This window comes from Carnobacterium sp. 17-4, assembly GCF_000195575.1.
In the GTDB taxonomy this organism is placed as follows: domain Bacteria; phylum Bacillota; class Bacilli; order Lactobacillales; family Carnobacteriaceae; genus Carnobacterium_B.
Genome location: NC_015391.1, coordinates 537702 through 553547, shown reverse-complemented (window position 1 = coordinate 553547; position 15846 = coordinate 537702). Strand labels below are relative to the sequence as shown.

At 36.6% G+C, this 15846-nt stretch carries 15 protein-coding genes and 1 rRNA gene; 6 read left to right on the top strand and 10 right to left on the bottom strand.

Annotated elements, in window-relative coordinates:
* Positions 1-210: 210 nt before the first annotated feature.
* From CAR_RS02710 to yugI, 5 genes are all read right to left on the bottom strand, one after another.
* Positions 211-1772, bottom strand: a 16S ribosomal RNA gene (locus tag CAR_RS02710).
* A gap of 537 nt (positions 1773-2309) precedes the next feature.
* Positions 2310-2840 carry a GNAT family N-acetyltransferase gene (locus CAR_RS02705; protein WP_013710197.1) on the bottom strand — a complete coding sequence of 177 codons (531 nt, stop codon included), beginning with the start codon at positions 2838-2840 and terminating at the stop codon, positions 2310-2312.
* Positions 2841-3043: 203 nt separating this feature from the next.
* Positions 3044-4390: a glucose-6-phosphate isomerase gene (locus CAR_RS02700; RefSeq protein ID WP_013710196.1), complete on the bottom strand. Its 1347-nt coding sequence runs from the start codon at positions 4388-4390 to the stop codon at positions 3044-3046.
* A 132-nt stretch (positions 4391-4522) separates the two neighbouring features.
* A complete protein-coding gene (locus tag CAR_RS02695; RefSeq protein WP_013710195.1) occupies positions 4523-4906 on the bottom strand; it encodes a hypothetical protein in 384 nt (127 codons plus the stop codon).
* 65 nt (positions 4907-4971) lie between these two features.
* The gene (gene yugI, locus CAR_RS02690; protein ID WP_013710194.1) at positions 4972-5352 is read right to left on the bottom strand and encodes a S1 domain-containing post-transcriptional regulator GSP13; all 381 of its coding nucleotides are present in this window, start codon (positions 5350-5352) and stop codon (positions 4972-4974) included.
* A 229-nt stretch (positions 5353-5581) separates the two neighbouring features.
* On the opposite strand from yugI, the gene CAR_RS02685 reads away from it, so the two are divergent.
* Entirely contained in the window at positions 5582-6763 is a 1182-nt protein-coding gene (locus CAR_RS02685; RefSeq protein WP_013710193.1) for a MalY/PatB family protein, read from the top strand.
* Positions 6764-6813: 50 nt separating this feature from the next.
* Here CAR_RS02685 and CAR_RS02680 read toward each other — a convergent pair whose 3' ends face one another.
* Positions 6814-7404 (bottom strand): peptidylprolyl isomerase, encoded by a 591-nt coding sequence (locus CAR_RS02680; protein WP_013710192.1) that lies wholly within the window; start codon positions 7402-7404, stop codon positions 6814-6816.
* Between the two features lie 201 nt (positions 7405-7605).
* Between CAR_RS02680 and CAR_RS02675 the strand changes: the two genes are divergently transcribed.
* The 3 genes from CAR_RS02675 (at position 7606) to CAR_RS02665 (ending at position 9961) form a co-directional block, all read left to right on the top strand.
* The gene (locus tag CAR_RS02675) at positions 7606-8109 is read left to right on the top strand and encodes a divergent PAP2 family protein (RefSeq protein WP_041556105.1); all 504 of its coding nucleotides are present in this window, start codon (positions 7606-7608) and stop codon (positions 8107-8109) included.
* Between the two features lie 156 nt (positions 8110-8265).
* Positions 8266-9258 (top strand): NAD(P)/FAD-dependent oxidoreductase, encoded by a 993-nt coding sequence (locus CAR_RS02670; RefSeq protein ID WP_013710190.1) that lies wholly within the window; start codon positions 8266-8268, stop codon positions 9256-9258.
* Between the two features lie 196 nt (positions 9259-9454).
* Positions 9455-9961 carry a phosphatidylglycerophosphatase A family protein gene (locus tag CAR_RS02665; protein ID WP_013710189.1) on the top strand — a complete coding sequence of 169 codons (507 nt, stop codon included), beginning with the start codon at positions 9455-9457 and terminating at the stop codon, positions 9959-9961.
* Positions 9962-10017: 56 nt separating this feature from the next.
* Here CAR_RS02665 and CAR_RS02660 read toward each other — a convergent pair whose 3' ends face one another.
* The 4 genes from CAR_RS02660 to CAR_RS02645 are packed head-to-tail and all read right to left on the bottom strand — an operon-like array spanning position 10018 to position 13684.
* Positions 10018-10617, bottom strand: coding sequence for a TIGR01906 family membrane protein (locus CAR_RS02660; protein ID WP_041556790.1), 600 nt, complete (start codon positions 10615-10617; stop codon positions 10018-10020).
* A 29-nt stretch (positions 10618-10646) separates the two neighbouring features.
* Entirely contained in the window at positions 10647-11411 is a 765-nt protein-coding gene (locus CAR_RS02655; RefSeq protein ID WP_013710187.1) for a TIGR01457 family HAD-type hydrolase, read from the bottom strand.
* Positions 11412-11441: 30 nt separating this feature from the next.
* Entirely contained in the window at positions 11442-12266 is an 825-nt protein-coding gene (locus tag CAR_RS02650) for a YutD family protein (RefSeq protein ID WP_013710186.1), read from the bottom strand.
* A 26-nt stretch (positions 12267-12292) separates the two neighbouring features.
* A complete protein-coding gene (locus CAR_RS02645; RefSeq protein ID WP_041556104.1) occupies positions 12293-13684 on the bottom strand; it encodes a bifunctional metallophosphatase/5'-nucleotidase in 1392 nt (463 codons plus the stop codon).
* A gap of 586 nt (positions 13685-14270) precedes the next feature.
* Here CAR_RS02645 and CAR_RS02640 point away from each other — a divergent pair.
* Both CAR_RS02640 and CAR_RS02635 read left to right on the top strand, forming a co-directional pair.
* Positions 14271-14999 (top strand): amino acid ABC transporter ATP-binding protein, encoded by a 729-nt coding sequence (locus CAR_RS02640; protein ID WP_013710184.1) that lies wholly within the window; start codon positions 14271-14273, stop codon positions 14997-14999.
* A gap of 21 nt (positions 15000-15020) precedes the next feature.
* Positions 15021-15821 carry a transporter substrate-binding domain-containing protein gene (locus CAR_RS02635; RefSeq protein WP_013710183.1) on the top strand — a complete coding sequence of 267 codons (801 nt, stop codon included), beginning with the start codon at positions 15021-15023 and terminating at the stop codon, positions 15819-15821.
* Positions 15822-15846 lie beyond the last annotated feature (25 nt).

Below are 15846 nucleotides of genomic sequence, written 5' to 3'. Positions count from 1 at the left end.
CTCATCTTTCGATGAGAACCTTAAAAAAACTCATTTTTAAAACTTTTCGGTGTGTTTCTGGTTTGTTACTTGAATTACACTTTTTAACTTTATCCAGTTTTCAAAGAACAACGTCTTGCAGCAACCAAAGTTGCGTTTTTTGAGAAGATTAGACCTCTCAAAACTAAACAAAGTAAGTACGAATGTGTGGGTTTCCGTTATATTCCTTAGAAAGGAGGTGATCCAGCCGCACCTTCCGATACGGCTACCTTGTTACGACTTCACCCCAATTATCTGTCCCACCTTAGGCGGCTGGCTCCCAAAAGGGTTACCTCACCGACTTCGGGTGTTACAAACTCTCGTGGTGTGACGGGCGGTGTGTACAAGACCCGGGAACGTATTCACCGCGGCGTGCTGATCCGCGATTACTAGCGATTCCGGCTTCATGTAGGCGAGTTGCAGCCTACAATCCGAACTGAGAATGGCTTTAAGAGATTAGCTTGGCCTCGCGACCTTGCGACTCGTTGTACCATCCATTGTAGCACGTGTGTAGCCCAGGTCATAAGGGGCATGATGATTTGACGTCATCCCCACCTTCCTCCGGTTTATCACCGGCAGTCTCACTAGAGTGCCCAACTGAATGCTGGCAACTAATAATAGGGGTTGCGCTCGTTGCGGGACTTAACCCAACATCTCACGACACGAGCTGACGACAACCATGCACCACCTGTCACTTTGTCCCCGAAGGGAAAGCCCTATCTCTAGGGTGGTCAAAGGATGTCAAGACCTGGTAAGGTTCTTCGCGTTGCTTCGAATTAAACCACATGCTCCACCGCTTGTGCGGGTCCCCGTCAATTCCTTTGAGTTTCAACCTTGCGGTCGTACTCCCCAGGCGGAGTGCTTAATGCGTTAGCTGCAGCACTGAAGGGCGGAAACCCTCCAACACTTAGCACTCATCGTTTACGGCGTGGACTACCAGGGTATCTAATCCTGTTTGCTCCCCACGCTTTCGAGCCTCAGCGTCAGTTACAGACCAGAGAGTCGCCTTCGCCACTGGTGTTCCTCCACATATCTACGCATTTCACCGCTACACGTGGAATTCCACTCTCCTCTTCTGCACTCAAGTTCTCCAGTTTCCAATGACCTTCCCCGGTTGAGCCGGGGGCTTTCACATCAGACTTAAAGAACCGCCTGCGCTCGCTTTACGCCCAATAAATCCGGACAACGCTTGCCACCTACGTATTACCGCGGCTGCTGGCACGTAGTTAGCCGTGGCTTTCTGGTTAGATACCGTCAGGGGATGAGCAGTTACTCTCATCCTTGTTCTTCTCTAACAACAGAGTTTTACGATCCGAAAACCTTCTTCACTCACGCGGCATTGCTCCGTCAGACTTTCGTCCATTGCGGAAGATTCCCTACTGCTGCCTCCCGTAGGAGTCTGGGCCGTGTCTCAGTCCCAGTGTGGCCGATCACCCTCTCAGGTCGGCTACGTATCATCGCCTTGGTGAGCCATTACCTCACCAACTAGCTAATACGCCGCGGGTCCATCCATAAGCGGTAGCCGAAGCCACCTTTTTTCCATTCGCCAGGAGGCGATTAGAAGTATGCGGTATTAGCATCCGTTTCCGAATGTTATCCCCCACTTATGGGCAGGTTACCCACGTGTTACTCACCCGTCCGCCACTCTTTGACTTCGGTGGGTGCAAGCACCCGGTGAAATCAAAGCGTTCGACTTGCATGTATTAGGCATGCCGCCAGCGTTCGTCCTGAGCCAGGATCAAACTCTCATATAAAATGATGCTTGAAGCTCATATTGATTGCTAGCGAATAATTATTCACTAATTTTGTTACTGTTGACTTAGCACTGCTAAGTCACCCTCACATTTGGTTCGTCTTACTTTGTTTAGTTTTCAAAGGTCTAAAGCGTGTTGCCTCGTTTCTGACAACTTCTAAATTATAGCAGTTGTTTTTCAACTTGTCAACAAGTTTTTTAAATAAATATTTTTTAATTGAATATTTATCCATTTGCCAGCTCAGTGTTCCCATGAGGACTTCAATAGATTAACATATTTATTTACGTTTTGTCAACATTATTTTTACAATAATATTTCCATCTATTTCGGTGTATCACTTATCTCTCTTAGCGACATCAATTACTATAACAAGTTTTTCGATACTGGTCAATAAAAAGATTTTGTTTTTTTTGTTTTTTTTAAAAAAGCGTATATTTTACCACTTTTTTGCATTTAAATTTGTATTACTTACTAATGAAACGAACAAAAGGACTGTTTCAAAAAAAGCCCTTCCTATTATCGTTCGCTTTTCCAAAATTACTTTAGTTGATATTGGTATAAGTTAAAGTCATTTATTTGTTCTCCCGCATTGAAATCTTCTTTACAATCGATCAATTCAAAGCTTTCATTACGGTACATTCGGTTTAAAAATTCATTTCCAGCAATACAATCTAGTCTGAGAGCTCTTTTTTGTTCTTTTTCAGCATAATCTTTAGCTGCATTGATCATCAGCTGTGGAATTCCCATACCAGCTTTGTCTCTCTTTATATTCAAACGGTGAAGGTAATAAAATTTATTTCCTTGATCCGTTCCCCATAAAGCAGCATCCCACTCACTTTGGTGATCCCACATTATGAACATTCCAACTAACTCATTATCTAAAGCTCCGTAGAATACTTCTCCTCTATCAATGGCACTCGCTGTATCATGATTATCATTACCTTCTAATATACCATTCCATTGTAACGATCCTTTAGCTTTTAACCATAGAGCTGTTTCTTTAAGTAACAGCTCTATCATTTCAAGATGTTCTGCTTTTGCTTGGTTTAATGTAAAATTTCTGCTCATTTTATTCCCCTTTCTTCTATATAGAGAGAAGTTTTTAACCATATTTTTGTTATTAAATACAGTACTACAAAAATTGTCGACTAACAATGACTTTTCACACTACTATTTCTAAAAAAAAGCCTAAACACCTTTTTTCTATCACTACGATAAGAAAAAGAGGTGTAAAGACTTTTGAAGTGTGTTGTTATTTCGGTACATCTAAATTATAGTCGTGCGTTTAATTCTTTACCTAATTCTTCAAATCCTGGTTTTCCTAGCAAAGCAAACATATTTTTCTTATATGCTTCTACACCTGGTTGGTCAAATGGATTTACACCATTTAAGTAACCTGATAGGCCGATTGCGATTTCAAAGAAGTACATCATGTAACCTAATGTATATGCATCTTGTTGAGGAATCGTTAAGATCATGTTAGGCACATCTCCGTCAGTATGAGCTAAAAGAGTTCCTTGGAAAGCTTTAGTATTTACGTAATCAATACCTTTCCCTTCCAAATAGCCTAATCCGTCTAAATCTTCTTCAGTAGCTGGGATAGCAATATCAAATTTTGGTTTATCTACTTTAATAACTGTTTCAAAGATATTACGTTGTCCTTCTTGGATGTATTGCCCCATTGAATGTAAATCAGTAGAGAAGTTTACGCTTGAAGGATAGATTCCTTTTTGGTCTTTACCTTCTGATTCTCCAGCCAATTGTTTCCACCACTCTGAGAAATATTGCAATGATGGCTCGTAGTTAACTAAAATTTCTGTATCTTTTCCTTTACGGTAGAAGACATTACGCAATACAGCGTATTGATATGCTTCATTTTCTTCGATTTTATCACTAGAGAATGCAACTGACGCATCTGCAGCACCTTTCATCAATTGATCAATGTCTGCTCCACTAGCTGCAATTGGCAATAAACCTACTGCTGTTAATACAGAAAAACGTCCGCCAACATCATCAGGAATGATAAATGATTCATAGCCTTGTGCATTTGCTTCTTGTTTCAAAGCTCCACGTTCTTTATCTGTGGTAGCATAAATACGTGCTTTAGCTTCATCTGCACCATATTTTTTTTCTAACAATCCTTTAAATACTCTAAAAGCAATAGCTGGTTCTGTAGTTGTACCAGATTTAGAAATAATATTTACTGAAAAATCACGGTCTCCGATTACTTGAATCAAATCGTGTAGATAGCTTGAACTAATACTGTTTCCAGCGAAAAGAACTTGTGGTGCTTTGCGAGTTTCTTTATCAAGTAAATTAACAAAAGAATGATTTAAGAAATCAATTGCAGCTTTTGAACCTAAGTAAGATCCTCCAATTCCGATGACAACCAGAATTTCTGAATCGCTTTGGATTTTTTTAGCCGCTTCTTTGATACGAGCAAACTCTTCTTTATCATAATTTTTTGGCAAATCGATCCAACCTAGGTACTCGCTACCTGCCCCAGTTCCTTTGCGTAACATTTCATCAGCAGTTGTAACCTGTTGTTGTAAGTTCGCGATTTCATGTGGTTGTACAAATTTCTCAACATTTGAATAATCAAATTTAATATGACCCACGTAAACCCCTCCAATTAATTGTCTTAAAGAATAAAAAAGCTATTCTCATACTCCTTAACTTTAGTTGTTTTAATAAAAAAAAGCAAGGAAAAAACGGCATTCCTCGAATGAGAAATGCCGTTACAGATAAACTTATTTAAATTGCGGAACTCCAGATATTTCCCATTTTTCTAATGTTTTTGTTAGCTCATCAGAATTCAACCAGGTTAGCGAGTTATCGCCGCTTTCAGTTAGAAGTCTATAATCAGCTTCTTCATCATAAAGTTCAAAAACAAATAAAGGGATACGGTTGTCATTAACTACTGCATTTGTCAGTTCATATAAATTTAAATCAGTTGCTTTAATAGGTAAAATTGTTTTTAGCGTCTCTAATATAGTAGCTAATCCTGTTTTAACATCACTGATTTCGGTGGTAGGGAATGAATGCATTTCAGCTTCTACTTCCACTAAAAAAACATACTTTCCTCCTGGTCCTTTTGCCATTATAGTTCCAGCTACCCATCTTTTCTCTGTCATTAGTTTACACCTCTAGCTATAGTTTTTAGCTCATTTGTTTTGTTTACAGTAGATTAATAGTCTCTTTAATACACTATTCTATTTTTTTCATCTTCTTTAGCTTCTTCAATCCATTTTGGCATTGACTCTTTTATTGTAGCAAAACCTAACTTTCCGACTTTTTCATGATGCTGCCTTCTCTTCTTAGGATGGTATTGAAATGTCGTATTTTCCTCTAACGTTCTTAGAGATAAACTGATTTTTTTCGTATATTCATCAATGTCTAATACCATCACTTCAATTTCATTTCCCACTGTTAAAACTTCATTTAAGTCTTTAACAAAACCATGTTTGCATTCCGAGATATGGATAAGCCCTTGTGTTTCATCATCAAGTGAAACAAACGCTCCATAAGGTTGAATTCCAGTAATTTTGCCTTTAATGACCATGCCAATTTTATACTTCATCCTATCACCTCGCTTATCCATTTCAAGAGTATTTTTATTTATATTTTTATTTTAGCATAAATAAACACTCAGCGTATTTAGAATACGTTTTCATTTTTTTTGAAACGAGACTTTATTTATGGTACCGGTTTTAAAAGAGGCATCATAGAAAAAATTATCTCTCTTCGGTTTTTACTAGTATACTTAACCATACATATAGAAACTAATTTTTGATTGGAGGAATAGTTATATGACTTGGGACTTTGATGAACAAATTGATCGCAGTGAACAAAGTAGTATTAAATGGGGGTATTCAAAAAAATTATTTGGAGACGAAGCTGTTTTACCAATGTGGGTAGCGGATATGGACTTTGCTAATTCACCTTTGATTTTAGATGCTTTGAAAAAAATAGTGGATCAACGTATTCTAGGCTATGCGTTTCCTCCCGCTTCTCTCTACCAAACTATCATAGACTGGCAAAAAAAACGTCATAACTTACAGTTGACACCCAAAGATATTTTGTTCTCTCCTGGAGTGGTTCCAAGTATTGCATTGGTGATCCAAACTTTTACAAACGAACAAGAGACTGTGATGATTCATGACCCTGTTTACACCCCTTTTGAAAATATGATTACATTGAATAACCGAAAAGTCATTCAAACTTCATTGATCATTGAAGACGGTTTGTTTAAGATGGATTTCATAGATATAGAACAACAGTTTATAAAAAGAAATGTAAAATTATTTGTTTTAAGCAATCCACATAATCCTGGAGGCCGTGTGTGGACCAAACAAGAGTTGGGTCAATTAGCAGACCTTTGTCAAAAATACCACATCATCTTATGCAGTGATGAAATACATGGCGATCTTATTTATCAACCGAATGATTTCATTGCTGTTGCAGCCATTAAGGAACCATACAAAGACTTTGTCATTACTCTAACGGCGGCTACTAAAACATTTAACTTAGCTGGGATAAAAAACTCAATGATTTTTGTCCAAAACGAAGACTTGCGTAATGCGTTGATTGTAGCTCAAGCCAAAACAGAACAAAATAGCATCAATACATTTGGTTACGCAGCAACCGAAGCCGCTTTTGCAACAAGCGAACCTTGGCTAGAGGAGCTAATGACTTATTTAAAAAACAACTTGGAAACGATTTGTGCATTTTTTGATACTGAACTACCTGAAGTTTTTTATATGAGACCCCAAGGAACGTATTTATTCTGGTTTGATTGTTCTACTTTAAACATTCCTGATAAACAATTGACCCGACATTTTGCACAAGTCGGGAAAATCGGTTTAAATGCCGGTTCAGATTATGGTCCTTCGGGAACAAACTATATGCGGTTAAATTTTGCTGCTCCTCATGCAACTGTTGTTGAAGGTTTGAAACGTATCAAATACGCTTTTGAACACCCAAAAGATTAAGTAAAAAAATAAACGAGCAACAGACATGACGTCTGTTGCTCGTTTTCTTTTTAGTTTAATTCAATGCTTTCAATAACAATATCGTTTACTGGTTTGTCTTGGGATCCGCGTTTTACATTTTGGATTGAATCCACAACGTCCATTCCTTCAATAACTTGACCAAAAACAGTATGACGGTTATCTAACCAAGGTGTTCCACCATTTTCTTTGTAAGCTTCAACAACTTCTGCAGCGTAACCAGCAGCTTCAAGTTGACCAATCATATTTGCTGGTGTTTGAGAAGCTGATACAATAAAGAATTGGCTTCCGTTTGTATGCGGACCTGCATTAGCCATTGAAAGAGCACCTTTAAGGTTAAATGCTTTATCTGAAAATTCATCTTCAAAAGAACTTCCCCAAATACTTTCTCCGCCCATACCGGTTCCAGTTGGGTCTCCCCCTTGAATCATAAAATCAGGGATAACACGGTGGAAAATAATTCCATTGTAGTAACCACTCTCTGCTAATTTAACAAAGTTTTCTACCGCTTTAGGGGCAATTTCAGGAAATAATTTAATTTTCAGATCACCCATTGTTGTTTTAATGGTAGCAACTTGTTCATTACTTGCTACTTCATTTGATAATTGTGGAAATTCAGACATTTTATCGTCCTCCTATTTTTTATATTTACTTCTCTATCATACCGAAATCTTGCTTGCATTGCCATTTTTTTTAGCTATCGAACAAAAAATAGATTACCTCTGTTTCTTTTTTTCTCTCCTTAACACATTTTTGTCAAAGAAAAGGTTGTTTCATGTTATGATATGAAAAAGAATATTGAATTTTTTAAAGGATGGTACACTATGCTTATTTTATCGAACTTTCCGCTTGTTGCGGCTTTTACAGCTATTACATTTGCACAAATTATTAAAGTTCCAGTAGCTTTTCTATTACAAAGAAAAACAACTTGGGCATTAGCTACTTCTACTGGCGGAATGCCTAGTTCACATTCAGCAGCGGTATCTGCCCTTATTACAGCTCTAGCCTTACAGTATGGTGTTGCTTCACCTTTCGTAGCCATTGCAAGTACATTTGGCGTTATTGTTATGTTTGATTCTATGGGTGTACGCCGACAAAGTGGTGAACAAGGAATCTTATTAAATCAATTAGTGGTTGATTTTCATATGTTGAGTAAAAAAGTGGTTAAACTTTCTCACGATTCGGCAGCCCTCGTTGATGAACAAACTGAGCGTCACTTAAAAGAATATTTAGGCCATAAGCCGATTGAAGTTTTCTTTGGAATCCTTACCGGTATTTTAGTCGCTTTTGCTACACAAGCTGTATTGACTTACTTTTCTATTTTATAATCTTTCTTCACCTTTTTATTGGTCCTTTTAGCTGCCTTGAAAGATACACGCAGTTAAAGGACCGTTTTTATTTCCATCTATAACTTCATATGTCTTGTATGCTATACTTTAAGACAATTTGAATGAAAAAAATTGCATCATTGGAGGAATTTAGTTTTGAATACTACTAAAGAAGTCTTTGATATTACGATTATTGGTGGTGGCCCCGTTGGCATGTTTGCTGCTTTTTACGGTGGAATGCGCAATGCAAAAGTTAAAATAATTGAAAGTTTGCCTCAATTAGGTGGACAATTGAGTATGTTATACCCTGAAAAAAAAATCTATGATATCGCAGCACTGCCCGTAGTGACGGGACAAGAATTAATTGATAATCTTTCTGAGCAAATCTCTCGTTTTGATCCAACGATTTGTTTAGAAGAAGAAGTGATTGATGTCATTAAAAATGATGATGGACTGTTCGAATTAACAACTGCCAAAACTACCCACTATTCAAAAGCGATTATTATCACTGCTGGTAATGGAGCATTCCAACCTCGTAGATTGGAATTGGATCAAGCCGATGAGTACGAAGGCAATACCCTTCATTATTATGTGAATAATATTGAGCAGTTTAAAGATCGGACGGTAGCGATTTGTGGTGGTGGCGATTCTGCGGTCGATTGGGCGTTAGCTCTTGAACCAATTGCAAAAAAAGTGTATCTCATTCATAGAAGAAATAAGTTTAGAGCTTTGGAACATAGCGTTTCCTTGCTTGAACAATCAACGGTTGAGATGATCACTCCTTATATCCCTGTAGCAATTAAAGGCAATCACCCACAGATTCAATCTGTTCAATTAAAAGAAGTTAGAGGCGAAAGCGAAAAAGAACTTGAAATCGATGATTTTTTGATCAATTACGGGTTTACCTCTTCCATTGGACCAATGAAAAAATGGGGATTTGACGTGAAACGTAATGAGATTCCCGTGAATACTAAGATGGAAACGACTGTTTCTGGTATTTATGCAGCGGGTGATATTTGTACTTATGATGGGAAAATCAAATTAATTGCGACTGGTTTTGGAGAAGCTCCGACTGCTATCAACAATGCCATGAGTTACATCAACCCAGACGAACGAGTACAACCCATGCACAGCACAAGTTTATTTTAGGAATGTGGCATAAAAAACTGTTACATTCTAATCTACTTGAGCCACATTTTGCTTAGTTTTGTTGCAATCCAATTGGGTAAGCTTCAGAAAGTAGATGTAGAATCTATTATTTTGAGCACTTTGTTAAATGGTTATTGCAAGTCATTTGTTCTGCTTTCTAGTATAATTAATCTATACTTAAAACGGAGGGATATGAATGGTAAAAGATACAAACGAGTTACACAAAAAATCTTTAGAATTATTAGATCAACGTGGCGTGAAATTAAAAGATATTGCTGAATTGGTTATGTTTTTACAGCAGTCTTATATCAATGATTTAACTTATGAAGTCTGTTTAGAACATGTAGAAGCCGTTCTCAAAAAAAGAGAAGTCCAAAATACAGTCCTAACTGGAATTCAATTAGATATTTTAGCAGAGAAAAAGCAATTGATGAATCCTTTACTGGATATCATTGTGGATGATGAAGGGCTATATGGCATTGACGAGATCATGGCTCTTTCTATCGTAAATGTCTATGGTTCAATTGGTTTTACCAACTATGGCTATATTGATAAAATCAAACCCGGTATTCTAAAAAAGTTAAACAGTCATGATGACAATGAAGTCCATACTTTCTTAGATGATATCGTTGGAGCTATTGCGGCGGCCGCTGCTAGTCGTCTAGCACATGCTCAACCCACCAAAAGTGATATTACACAATAATCGTTAACTAAAAATAAGACCACACTACTCAAATTTGAGTAGTGTGGTCTTATTTTTTAATGAAACGCTTTTCGTTTAGTGTAAAAATACCCAAAAATAATTTGTAGTTCAATTAATACAAAAGCTAAAATAAAGCAATGCATGAAGAAGGTTTCTGGCAATGCTAAAATAATCGGATCCGTAGAAGGATTGAACAGCCAAGCATCGTTATTAAAAAAAACTTTATGGAAAGCTACAAATAACTGATCAAAGCTGACAGCTATCATAAAGAGAACGACAAATGGAACAGCTATCGCAACTTGAAATGGACGAACCAATTTCCAGAATAATTGATTTTTCTTAATGTAGCGAATATAAAAGAATGATCCTACCGCTGTAATCATTGCAATAACATAGTCCAATATAAACAAACGTTTGACTTCATAAAAATGAAACAATCCACTTTCTGAACTTGGAAAATTAGGAAAGTTCAATTCGCTTACCCATGGCAAGTTCAAATAATTTAATAATACTCGATAGTTTTCCATTAATGTTTCTTTTGACAACCCAACATTTTGAGAGATTTTTAAGTAATCGATATCAAAAGCATATAATGGTGTCAAATTAATCGTTAGTACTATAGAAAATGACACGATAAATAAGAATAGACTAATCATTCCTACTACATGAAGGGCTTTTTCTTTCATTAAAACACCCACTCATCCAATGAATTTAGTAAATAAGTGGGTTGTTCTTCCACAAGTTCTAAATCTTTTAGAGAGGTAAAACCCGTAAGCACTAGTAAGGTGTCAACATTATTGTGAATACCAGCTAAAATATCGGTTTCGTAATTGTCACCTACCATGATAACCTCTTCTTTTGTTAAACCAATCGTTTTGATGGCCTCTTCCATAATGATTGCTTCCGGTTTCCCGATAAAAGTAGGCTGAACTCTTGTTGAGGCTATCAGTAAGGCTACTAATGAACCAGCACCAGGTACCATTCCTTTATCACTCGGTAGATTGGTATCTTTATTTGTCGCGATAAAGCGAGCACCTTTATGAATCGCTAAGGTTGCAACTTCAAAATCATGATACGTAACTTGTCGATCGATCCCCACAACCACGTAGTCCGGATTTTCTTCATCTTCAATAAAATCAGCATTTTTCAATGCATTTCTGAGTCCTGTTTCTCCTATTATATAAACTTTATTTCCTCCACCAAGGGAAGTTAAGTAATCTGCAGTTGCTAATGAGCTAGTGTATACCTCTTCTGCAGAAGTTTGAACGCCAAAGTTTTGAATTAAATTATCCGCTACTTCTTTTTGTGTTTTAGACGAATTATTAGTAACAAATAAATAAGGTATGTTTCTTTCTTGTAGTCTTTTAATAAATCGTGCAGCCGCTGGAATCGGCTCTTTTCCTCGATACATGGTGCCATCTAAATCAATTAAATATCCTTTATACTTCATTTACTTAACCCAACCTTTATTTTTATTCATTTATTTTGGAATAACTTTGCGACGGATACTGTATTGACGTTTACCTTTAGCATCCTTTACCGTTTCAACTGTTTCTTTTGGAACATTTTTTTCAACTGACTTCTCAACTGGCGAAATTTCCTTTTTGACAAAATCTTTTTTAGCCTTCACTCTATCGGATGACTTTTTAGGATTTACTGTTGTGCTTTGTTTTGGATCTGAATTTTTTGGTTGAACTTGTTTAATCACTTTTTCGTTTGTTGGACTTTTACTTTTTTGTGTTCTGCGTCTTTTAGGCTTGCTCGTTTTAATACGTTCTTTTTTGTCATCCACACGTTGTAAGACAAAATAAGGACAGCCAAAATTACAGTACTCGTATAAATAATCCTGAAGATTGGCAATACGTTGATCTTGAGGGACTTTCCGGTTACGGTTATCGTAAAAACCTTTTAGCCGCATTTGTTCAAAACCCCAGTCTGCTACAACATAATCGTATTTATTTAAAATCTCGCTGTAACGCTCACCTAATCGCTCTGCATCAAAAGCATCTCGATAATTTTGTACAATTTCAAATTTTTTGCCTTCTATCATAATAGTAGTAGCGTCAATTCTTTGAACGACCGGTTCCTCAACTGATTTAATTATTTCTTGTACTTCATTATCACCTGTATGTTCACCTGATTCTTCGATGCTGTGATTCTCTTCTGTAGTAGTGGGAACCATTTGCGCTTCTTTCACTCGTTTTTTGGGTCTTGGTTTAATCGGTCTTTTTTTTGCTGGAACGGCTTTTTTATGTGTTTTTGTCTCCTGAGCTCGTTCTTTAGTTGTTTCGTTTTCACTTGTCATTGCGTTCACCTGCTTTCTTCATCCGTTCATCTTATTAATTTATTTGTTGGGTAATGCTTTTTTAAATATTGACCTACAACATTGCGTATAAAATAAGGAAACAGTACTTCATTTTCCCCTTTGATTTCAATAGTAGGAAAAAATGGAATAAACATGAAATGATCTACTGTAGCAAATGTGTATTGTTTGGACCGCTCTATTGGCTTACCTAACCAAGAGACTTCCCCGGTCATTTTATCATAAGCTACTCCATTGTAACAGATTTCGCCAAAAACTTTCCCTCTAAATCCAATACCTTTAATCGGGAAATTTCGTAAAAACAAGCGATTTTTCTCCATTTCATAAATCATACGAATGAGATTTTCTCCATCTAGCGTGCACCTTAGGATACGCATAGGATGAGGTAAGATTTTGTGCAAGTCATCTTTCGTAACCGTTCCTTCAACCAATGGCTGCATAAATAGCCCTGCATTTAAAATAGCCGCATCTGTGTGTGCATATTCTTTAAGAGCTTCTAATCCAATTTCAACAAGTTCAGATTTGCCTTGCCAATTTACAGGAAAAGTAGCCGGTACAGTTGCAATTACCTGTTCATTTAGCAACTGATGTCCCTTTATTTCATAAGATTCGATTATCTCAGTTTCATTTTCAGGTGCTTTAATTGTAGCTGTTTCCTTAACGGTTGCATTGGCAGCTATGATTTTATTTCTTTCAATCTCTAATTCAATATGACCAACGTATTGACCGTATTTACCGGCGGCTGCAAGCAATGTATTTCTAACAACCTGCCCATGTGGCAATAAGTGATGTGTGTGGGAACCGATAATAACGGAAATCATCGGATACAGTTCAGCAATGCGTTGATCTTCACCAATGCCAAGGTGAGACAGTAAAATAATAGAATCCACTAAAGGAGTAATCATTTCTAGTATGTCTCCTATCACTTCGTCCGGATTTTTCACATCCCATCCAATCGGTTTGTAGCTTGTTGGAAAGGGGGCCGTTAAACCAAACAAACCAATCTTATGACCAGATTTTGTTTGAATGACATGGAAAATCTTTGCCCATTCTGGCGGAAATCCTGTTTTTGCATCGAATAAGTTTGAGATCACCACAGGAAAATTGGCTTCATCGTATAAATGACTCAATTGTTTTTTTGAGCTTCCGATACCTTCATTGTTTCCAATCGTAACTGCATCATACCCGACTTCATTCAGTAACAAGATATTTGCTGTTCCATCTGTTGCTTCCGTCAAAGGATGGACTCGATCACAGGCGTCTCCAATATCAAATGAAAATACCGTTTCATTTTCTTGTTCCAATCGTTTAGACTCTTCTCGTAAATAACCAGAAATTCTTGGCCAATTTTCAAAATGAGAATGAATATCGTTTGTATGATAAATGTGGATACGTTCCATTTTCTTCATCCTTTATTTCAGAAATTTATACTGCTCTTATTATACCAATCTTCAAAAAAAATATCTTGTCTATTTATCTTGTCTATTATAGAAGAAATGTTAGTTAATTTAAATAAAGATACATTTATTTAAGTTGCTCCTTTATTTAATGTGAAAAAGCGAAATGATTTGCAAACATCAATCTTTAATGATAAAATTTTCAATGCTGCAACATTTTAAAAACTAGCAGATAATAGATTGACTGTCTTCCTATTAGGTAGACGTTATTAGGAAACAAAAGTCTTCTATCTTTACTTTCACAAAACGCTTCTTCATACTTATGAAGACTTCTACCATCCCCCGATACGATTTATATAACCCAATATGAAGTCGTAATGTTGAATTCATTCGAATAGGAATAGTTGCTTTACAAAAAATAGAATACTCTATCTAACTGTAAGCATTAGAAAGTTCTTATTTGTTCTAAGCTTTTTTAGTGTTCAAAAACCAATTTTATTATTCCCGTAAGGAGTATGCAGGAGGTTTATACCCCTTACATGCTTCTTAATTTAATTACTTAACAATAGAAAACAAGGAGTGTGTTTAAATGATTGAATTTAAAAATATCGAAAAATATTACGGTGATTTCCATGCCTTGAAAAACATTAATCTTACCTTTAATCAAGGTGAAGTCGTAGTTGTTATCGGACCTTCTGGTTCTGGTAAAAGTACCATGTTGCGTTGCATCAATGGATTAGAAGATATTTCTGAAGGGGAATTATTGATTAAAGGTGTCAATCTTCATGCTAAAGATACGAACATCAACGAAATTCGTAAAAACGTTGGGATGGTTTTTCAACATTTCAACCTTTATCCGCATAAAACAGTTTTGGAAAACATTATGTTAGCACCAATGAAGGTCTTAAAACAATCTAAAGAAGAAGCACAAAAAAATGCTGAGAAATTTTTAGAAAAAGTTAACATGTTGGATAAAAAAGATTCTTACCCTTCTAATTTATCTGGTGGTCAGCAACAACGTGTGGCTATTGCACGAGGATTAGCTATGGGACCAGGAGTTTTATTGTTTGATGAACCAACCAGTGCACTAGATCCTGAAACAATTGAAGATGTATTGGATGTTATGAAAAAGTTAGCTAAAGAAGGTATGACAATGATCGTTGTGACCCATGAAATGGGATTTGCACGTGAAGTTGCTGACCGTGTTATTTTTATGGCTGAGGGAGAAGTTCTTGAAGACCGTGAAACAGTTTCGTTCTTTGAGAATCCTAAAGATGAACGTGCTAAACAATTCTTAAGCAAAATTATCAATCATTAATTTTATAGGAGGACTTTCCAGATGAAAAAATTAAACAAGCAATCTCTTTTTCTTCTCTTACTCCTACCTGTCTGCTTTCTTGCTGCTTGTGGTTCTAAAAGTGCAGCAAAAGTGGATATAGCAGAACGCATAGAAGAAAATCCTACCATTACATGGGGCGTAAAAGTAGATACCAACCTTTTTGGCCTTTATGATATTCAATCAAGCGAGATCAAAGGTTTCGATATTGACATAGCCAAAGCCATCACCGAAGAATTGACTGGAGATGCAGATAACGCAGAATTCGTTGAAGTTACCTCTAAAACACGTATCCCTTTATTAAAAAATGGAAATATTGATGCAATTATTGCAACAATGACCATTACTGAAGAAAGAAAAGAGCAAGTCAACTTTACGGATATCTATTTCGATGCTGGACAAGCTTTATTGGTTCCAAATGACAGCTCAATTCAAAGTTTAGACGATCTAACTGCTGACACAACCGTTTTAGCTGTTAAAGGCTCTACTTCTGCACAAAACATTCGTGAGTTATCGCCTGAGGCAAATGTATTAGAATTAGAAAATTATTCTGAAGCCTTTACTGCTTTGCAATCTGGCCAAGGAGATGCCGTTACAACTGATAATGCTATTTTATTAGGTATTATCGCCGATAACCCTGGCTATCGATTAGCTGGTGGAAACTTTACTCAAGAACCTTATGGGATTGCGATCAACAAAGGTCAAGATGCCTTTTTGAATGAAGTCAACGAAGCTTTGGAAACAATTAAAGCCAATGGCGTATATGACGCCATTTATGCTAAATGGATTCCTGAATTAGACTAATCCGTTTAGACCTTTATCAATAAAA

Excerpts from the sequence above, each read along its gene's own strand:
- CAR_RS02635 (WP_013710183.1), top strand. The coding sequence starts at position 15,021 with ATGAAAAAATTAAACAAGCAATCTCTTTTTCTTCTCTTACTCCTACCT.
- yugI (WP_013710194.1), bottom strand. The coding sequence starts at position 5,352 with ATGAAGTATAAAATTGGCATGGTCATTAAAGGCAAAATTACTGGAATT.
- CAR_RS02655 (WP_013710187.1), bottom strand. The coding sequence starts at position 11,411 with ATGAAGTATAAAGGATATTTAATTGATTTAGATGGCACCATGTATCGA.
- CAR_RS02665 (WP_013710189.1), top strand. The coding sequence starts at position 9,455 with ATGGTAAAAGATACAAACGAGTTACACAAAAAATCTTTAGAATTATTA.
- CAR_RS02695 (WP_013710195.1), bottom strand. The coding sequence starts at position 4,906 with ATGACAGAGAAAAGATGGGTAGCTGGAACTATAATGGCAAAAGGACCA.
- CAR_RS02640 (WP_013710184.1), top strand. The coding sequence starts at position 14,271 with ATGATTGAATTTAAAAATATCGAAAAATATTACGGTGATTTCCATGCC.
- CAR_RS02650 (WP_013710186.1), bottom strand. The coding sequence starts at position 12,266 with ATGACAAGTGAAAACGAAACAACTAAAGAACGAGCTCAGGAGACAAAA.
- CAR_RS02680 (WP_013710192.1), bottom strand. The coding sequence starts at position 7,404 with ATGTCTGAATTTCCACAATTATCAAATGAAGTAGCAAGTAATGAACAA.
- CAR_RS02660 (WP_041556790.1), bottom strand. The coding sequence starts at position 10,617 with ATGATTAGTCTATTCTTATTTATCGTGTCATTTTCTATAGTACTAACG.
- CAR_RS02705 (WP_013710197.1), bottom strand. The coding sequence starts at position 2,840 with ATGAGCAGAAATTTTACATTAAACCAAGCAAAAGCAGAACATCTTGAA.
- CAR_RS02685 (WP_013710193.1), top strand. The coding sequence starts at position 5,582 with ATGACTTGGGACTTTGATGAACAAATTGATCGCAGTGAACAAAGTAGT.
- CAR_RS02675 (WP_041556105.1), top strand. The coding sequence starts at position 7,606 with ATGCTTATTTTATCGAACTTTCCGCTTGTTGCGGCTTTTACAGCTATT.
- CAR_RS02645 (WP_041556104.1), bottom strand. The coding sequence starts at position 13,684 with ATGGAACGTATCCACATTTATCATACAAACGATATTCATTCTCATTTT.